The sequence below is a fragment of the Brachybacterium sp. AOP3-A1-3 genome (assembly GCF_052378285.1).
In the GTDB taxonomy this organism is placed as follows: Bacteria; Actinomycetota; Actinomycetes; order Actinomycetales; family Dermabacteraceae; genus Brachybacterium.
Map to the genome: position 1 here is coordinate 1 of NZ_JBQSXM010000042.1, position 5,533 is coordinate 5,533.

7 protein-coding genes are annotated in these 5,533 nt (G+C 67.5%); 4 read left to right on the forward strand and 3 right to left on the reverse strand.

Annotation, left to right across the window (positions count from 1 at the left end; genetic code table 11):
- Positions 1-206 precede the first annotated feature (206 nt).
- Complete coding sequence (locus tag ACT3T5_RS19370) at positions 207-833, forward strand: TetR/AcrR family transcriptional regulator (RefSeq protein ID WP_126988727.1); 627 nt, start codon at positions 207-209, stop codon at positions 831-833.
- Positions 834-901: 68 nt separating this feature from the next.
- Here ACT3T5_RS19370 and ACT3T5_RS19375 read toward each other — a convergent pair whose 3' ends face one another.
- Together ACT3T5_RS19375 and ACT3T5_RS19380 are read right to left on the reverse strand one after the other, a co-directional pair.
- Complete coding sequence (locus tag ACT3T5_RS19375) at positions 902-1,852, reverse strand: IS3 family transposase (protein ID WP_204408918.1); 951 nt, start codon at positions 1,850-1,852, stop codon at positions 902-904.
- The gene (locus tag ACT3T5_RS19380; protein WP_010080477.1) at positions 1,849-2,166 is read right to left on the reverse strand and encodes a helix-turn-helix domain-containing protein; all 318 of its coding nucleotides are present in this window, start codon (positions 2,164-2,166) and stop codon (positions 1,849-1,851) included. Before ACT3T5_RS19380 ends, ACT3T5_RS19375 begins: the two co-directional genes overlap by 4 nt.
- A 103-nt stretch (positions 2,167-2,269) precedes the next feature.
- Here ACT3T5_RS19380 and ACT3T5_RS19385 point away from each other — a divergent pair, with 103 nt between their 5' ends.
- The gene (locus tag ACT3T5_RS19385; RefSeq protein ID WP_444595311.1) at positions 2,270-2,851 is read left to right on the forward strand and encodes a hypothetical protein; all 582 of its coding nucleotides are present in this window, start codon (positions 2,270-2,272) and stop codon (positions 2,849-2,851) included.
- 21 nt (positions 2,852-2,872) lie between these two features.
- On the opposite strand, the gene ACT3T5_RS19390 is transcribed toward ACT3T5_RS19385, so the two are convergent.
- Positions 2,873-4,198, reverse strand: a complete 1,326-nt coding sequence (locus tag ACT3T5_RS19390; RefSeq protein WP_019157644.1) for an MFS transporter — start codon at positions 4,196-4,198, stop codon at positions 2,873-2,875.
- A 173-nt stretch (positions 4,199-4,371) separates the two neighbouring features.
- Between ACT3T5_RS19390 and ACT3T5_RS19395 the strand changes: the two genes are divergently transcribed.
- Positions 4,372-4,842 (forward strand): DUF6153 family protein, encoded by a 471-nt coding sequence (locus ACT3T5_RS19395; protein WP_444595312.1) that lies wholly within the window; start codon positions 4,372-4,374, stop codon positions 4,840-4,842.
- Positions 4,843-4,948: 106 nt separating this feature from the next.
- A partial coding sequence (locus ACT3T5_RS19400; RefSeq protein WP_444595313.1) for a DUF305 domain-containing protein occupies positions 4,949-5,533 on the forward strand: 585 nt, incomplete at its 3' end.

A 5,533-nucleotide genomic window follows, 5' to 3' on the forward strand; every position in this document is an offset into this window, starting at 1 on the left:
GCCCCCGTCCGGGGTACAGGTGCATCCGCTTCAGACATGGCGCACCTCGTTCGTCTCATGCTTCTTCATTCTCATGGCCTCTGGCCCTTCCGTCCTTGACTGCGTTTCCGTGGGGTGGGACCCCACAACACCGAACTCGAACATCGGTGTACGGGTTACAACCGATAGAGTAACCCATACATTCCCGTACGAGTTAGAGGTGTAAGATGCCGAACGTCAAGGGCACGACCGCAGCAGGTGAACGCGGCAAGAGCGGTCTGGCGGTCAATCAGCGAGTCGACGCACAGCGCAACCGGGCGAAGATCCTCGCCGCCGCGCCGGTCGCGCTGCGCAAGAACCCGGACGCTTCTGTCGCCGACATCGCCGCCGAAGCCGGCGTGGGCCGCATGACCCTGTACGGGCACTTCGCCAACCGCGCGGCACTGATCGATGCGACCCTCGCGGACAGCCTCGAGCAGGCCGAGGACGTCCTCGGGAACGTACCCCTCGACGGGGACCCAGCGGCAGCGCTCGAAGCCCTCATCGCGTCGAGCTGGTCTCTCCTGGAACGTGTCCGCTCTGTGCTCGTGGTGGCACAGCGCGAATTGCCGTCAGCGCGTATCCGTGAGATGCATGAGGTGGCCGAGGGGCGCATGCAGGGTCTCTTCGAACGCGGACAGCGTGAAGGGGTGTTCCGCGCAGAGCTTCCGGTCAGCTGGCTTCTCGCCGTCACCCATCTGGCCATGAACGCCGCCGCCGAAGAGGTGACCGCTGGACGGATCGAGCGCAGGGACGCGGCCGACCTCATCATCGGAACCCTGCTCCCAGCCTTCACCGCCTCCGAAGGACGCTGACGGCCACACTGGGGTAGCAGTCAGTTCTCGCTCCTGCCAAGCCATAGGCCCCCGACGTCTGTCCCGCGTCAAGTAGTTGGCAGGATTTCCTTGGTTTTGAATGTCGGGGTGGTGGGGTCGGCCAGGCCCAGGTGCACCTCCTTGGGCCGGTTCCATGAGATGGCCTCGTGGGGCCGGAGCTCGTTGTACTCGATCCGGTAGTCCTCGGCCCGCTCGGCGAGCACGATCGCGTCGTCGATCTCGTCCAGGTAGAGCCGTTCGTACTTCAGCGTGCCGAAGCCGCGTTCACGGGACCCGTTCTGCCCCGGGGTCTTCACTCGGGTGCGCACGTGGTGTAGCTCGGGGTGGGCGGCGATGAAGGACTCGAAGCGGAAGGACCGGAACGGCCCGCCGTTGTCCGTCACGATGGTCACCACGGGCAACAGCTCACCGGTCTCGGGATCGACCGGGCAGGCCTCGACCAGCGGGTGACCGAACATGGCCTCGTAGTCGGCCAGGGCCAACTCGATCGCGTCGATCGCGTCGTGCTGGTTCCCGGTGGGCGAAACGTGGAAGGGGTGCTCGTACTTGGACCAGTAGTCCCGGCACCCGGCCAGCCGCCAGGTCCCTCCGGTGGTGGTCTCGAACTCGCTGAAGTCCAGCTGCCAGACTTGGCTCGGACCGGTCGGCTCGGTGGCGAACGCGGCCTTGCGCCGCTCGGCCAGCTTCCGTCGCTCCCGTTGGTACTGCGCGGGCAGAATCAGCCCCTCGTCGCGCAGGATCCGCAGCACGGTCGCCTCGGAAACCACATGCCCGTCGTGGCGGACCATCGCCCAGATCTTCCGATGCCCCCACGCCGGATGGGCCAACGCGTGCTTGACCACCAGTTCCCTGGCGGCCTGCCGTGCCGGTTGCGGCCACGGTCCCTTCACCGCCGTCCCGGTGCGGGCCTTGGCCTGCCAGCGGCGCCAGGTCCGCTCGGGCATGTCGAAGAGCTGGCAGAACCTCGCGGTCGACATGCCCGCTTCCACGCGGATCACCTCGAGGTCCTCGAAGGGCCCAGCCGGCCCTCCGCGGACTTCTTCCACACCCTGGCCTCCAGGTGTGCCTCGCCCAAGGCCTGGGTCAGCTCGGCGACCTCGGCCTCCAGCTGTTCCTCTCGGGAGGATGGTCCGGACCTGCCGGCCACCAGGGCGGTCTTGCCGGCTTCCAGGAACTCGGCCTTCCACCGTCCGATGGACTGCTCACTGACTTTCTCCTTGCGTGCCGCTTCGGCGATGGACATCTCGCCGGCCAGCACGCTCAGCACTATCCGGGTCTTCTTCTCCGCCGGAATCGAGGGTGGTCTACCCATGTCTGACTCTCCTTCAGGACCTACATAACGGCCCTGCCACTAAGTCTGACGCGCGACACGCGACCTGCACCGCCCCCAGCACGCCGCCTACCTGGAACGCACCGTGCGCTCGATCCGCACCCACACCGACCGCATCAGCATCACCCTCAACGACGGCAGCCGAGTCGAGGGCGACCTCGCGATCGTCGCGCACGGCACTCTGCCCGCCGCCCCCGCACCATGGACCGGGCCCGACGGCATCCCCGTAGATTCCCGCCTGCGCTCCATGCACGCCCCGCGGCAACGGATCTACGCCGCCGGCGGCGTCGCGGTCCATCACTATCCCGGCCACGGCTCCTACCGGATCGATCACTGGGACGACTCCGCCGCCCAGGGCATCCACGCTGCGAACGCGCTGCTGCACGACCTCGACATGGCCGACGATCCCGGCCAGTACCTGCCGAGCTCGACGTTCTCCGCACGCATCCACGGCCACACCCTCACCGGTGTTGGACACCCCGCCCTGGGCACACGCACCCGCGTCCTGTCCGAAGAGCCATTGATCACAGCCCACTACCTCGGCGACGTGCTTGTCGCCCTCACCGGGGTCGACGCTGCCAGCCACCTGCGTGAGCTGATGCCCCGCCTGCACCACTCCGACCCCGTCACAGAGTCGACTGTGCCGGTGATGCGACAGCACGTATGAGCCCCTCGCGTCAAACGGAGTTCAGACGGTGCGCACGCAGGCGCACTGGCACGCCGCGAGGGTGCCTTCGGCGGCTTCGGTCTCCTCGCGCACCGCCCGATCACTGATCACCGGCTCTGCGGCGGCGACACCGGTCGGGGCGGCCTCGCTGTCCTTCTGCTCGCGCGGCCAGAGCAGGTGCGCCGCGATCGCCCCCGCGATTGCCAGGGCGGCGAGGACGGACCAGGCGAGCGTGAACCCGGACGCGGTGCCGATCCAGCCCGCGATCGGGTAGGTGACGAGCCAGGCGAGGTGCGAGAGGGAGAACTGTGCGGCGAATCCCGCGGGGAGGTCCTGCTTCGCCACCGAGCCGCGGATGACGCGCCCGGTCGGGGTGACGATCATCGCCATGCCGCCGCCGATGATCACCCAGATCGGTGCGGTGACCATCCAGGATGCGACTTGGGTGGCGGTCATCGCGACGGCGGCGAGCACTCCGGCCAAAAGCACCAGGGCGCCGGTCATCATCACAATCCGCTCGGCGATCCGGTCGAGCACGCGTGGCAGGAACAGCGCGACCAGCAGCGTGCCGCCGCCCGAGGCGGCCAGCATCCACGCGACGTCGGCCTGCGAGCCGCCCAGGTGGTCGCGGACGTAGTTGACCGTGTTGACGACGACGATCGATCCCGCTGCCGCGACGACCAGGTTCAAGGCCACCACACCGCGCAGCCGGGGCGTGGCGAAGAAGACCCTGACTCCCGATGTGACCCGCGCCCAGGCGCCGACGTGCCCGCTCGGGGTGGCATTGGGAATGTGGGTCGAGAGCACCAGCACGGCGGAGAGCGCGAACCCGATCGAGGTGCCGATGAACAGCCAGTTGAACGCCATGAACGTCAACGCGACGGCCGCCAGGACCGGGCTGAGCAGGCTCTCCATCGTGTACGCGACCTGCGACGCGGACAGTGCTCGGGTGTAGTCGGACTCCTTGGTGACGATATCGGGGATCACGGCCTGGAATGTCGGCGTGAAGGCCGCCGACGCCGCTTGCAGGACGCCGATGAGCACGTAGATGTGCCAGACCTCCGTGACGAACGGGAGCACCAGCACCACCCCGGCGCGCACCACATCGAGCAGTGTCAGGAACATCCGCCTCGGAAGCCGGTCAGCATACGCCGCTGCCAGCGGCGCGATCAGAACGTACATGACCATTTTGATCGTCAGAGCGGTGGCAAGCACCGACCCTGCGCTCGGGCCGGCCAGGTCGTAGGCGAGGAGGCCCAGCGCCACTGTCGCCAGCCCAGTGCCGAACAGCGCGATGATCTGCGCACCGAACAGGTGGCGGAAGTCGCGGATCGCGAACAGGCGCATCAATCTTCTCCTCAAACCCTCTCAAGAACACGTAACCCCTCCAACCTTATACCCCCCTGGGGTATTTCCGATGGTGCTCCACGAGGAACGGAGTGCGCCCACGGTGTGCGCCGTACGGGGCGATCCGGCGCAGCGCTCAGGCGGCCGTCGGCGGGATCAGTAAACTGGGGTGCATGGCGTCCACCGCAGCAACGCGTACCCGGAGAGGTCATCTCGGCCTTCTCCGAGGCGTGTTGCTCGGCGGCCTGTTGGTCGCCGCGGTCATCACCGGTCTGCTCGCCATGCACACGCTGAACCTGCACGGCACACCCGCCGCCCACGCGGCCACCGCCGCGGTCTCCGTCACCGATTCTGGTGAGGCGCGCCAGGGCGCGGCGCATCACGACACAGCGAGCGCTCACGCGACCAGCGGCACAACGCACGATCCCGGCGGTTCCTGCACCGACTGCGGGAGCGATGGACACCTGGGCATGGCGATGGCGTGCGTGCTCGCACTGCTGCTCGCCCTGCTCGTCCTCGTGCTGCCGCGGATTCTGCCGGGATGGCCGCGCACCGCACCTCGATCTCTCCCGATCGCCCGCTTCTTCGACAGGGGGGTGTCGAGGGCTCCTTCATTACAGGTTCTCTGCATCAGTCGCACGTGACAGAGCGGTGAACCCGGCGCAGCAGCGCCGACGGTTCCCCCTGCACTCACGCGGTGCCCCTGAGGTCCCGCGCCACTGACACGACTGCTGACACTGGAGAACACTCATGAAGTTTCGTACCGCGGCGACCGCCGCACTCGCACTGACCGCTGCACTCGCCCTGGCCGGCTGCTCCGCCGGAGACGACGATGCGATGTCGGGCATGGATCACGGCTCGTCCGAGCACACGCCGGACGCCACCGGCGGGGGCGTCAATGACGCGGACAAGATGTTCGCCTCGATGATGGTCGTCCACCACGAGCAGGCCATCGAGATGAGCGACATCGTCCTCGCCAAGGACGGCGTCGACCCGCGGGTCGTCGAATTGGCCGAGACGATCAAGACCGCCCAGGGGCCCGAGATCAAACAGCTTCAGGGCTGGCTGGAGGACTGGGGCGTCGACCCCGACGATCACCAGATGGGTGGGATGGACCACGGCGACGGGATGATGAGCGAGGACGACCTGGCCGCACTCGAAGCCGCCGACGGCGCCGAGGCGTCACGCCTGTTCCTGGAACAGATGATCCTCCACCACGAGGGAGCGGTCGAAATGGCCCAGACACAAGTCGATGACGGTAGCAACCCCGATGCCGTCGAGCTCGCGCAGACCATCATCGACGCGCAGACCACTGAGATCCAGGAGATGCAGGAC